This is a genomic window from Actinomadura sp. NBRC 104425 (assembly GCF_030269545.1).
In the GTDB taxonomy this organism is placed as follows: Bacteria; Actinomycetota; Actinomycetes; order Streptosporangiales; family Streptosporangiaceae; genus Spirillospora; species Spirillospora keratinilytica.
This window is the reverse complement of sequence record NZ_BSTN01000150.1, coordinates 1-266: the sequence shown is the minus strand read 5'-3', so window position 1 is coordinate 266 and position 266 is coordinate 1. Positions and strand designations below refer to the sequence as shown.

Sequence of the window (266 nt, the reverse complement as noted above, 5' to 3'; positions counted from 1 at the left end):
TGCGGAACGCGGCCACCTGTTCGTCCAGCACCTTCGACATCTCCGACACCTGGCTTTTCGAAATGCCCTGGATGCCCATCTGCTCGACCAGTCTGTCCACCCGCCGCGTGGACACCCCCAGCAGATAGCTGGTGGCGACCACGCTCACCAGGGCCTGCTCGGCCCGGCGGCGGCGCTCCAACAACCACCCGGGGAAGTACGACCCGCTGCGCAGCTTCGGGATCGCCAGCTCCACGGTGCCGGCGCGGGTGTCCCAGTCCCGCTGC

1 protein-coding gene is annotated in these 266 nt (G+C 68.8%); it reads right to left on the bottom strand.

Annotated elements, in window-relative coordinates; genetic code table 11:
* Positions 1 to 266, bottom strand: a 266-nt coding sequence (locus QSK22_RS33505) for a transposase (protein ID WP_285498540.1), incomplete at both ends; no start/stop codon positions are given.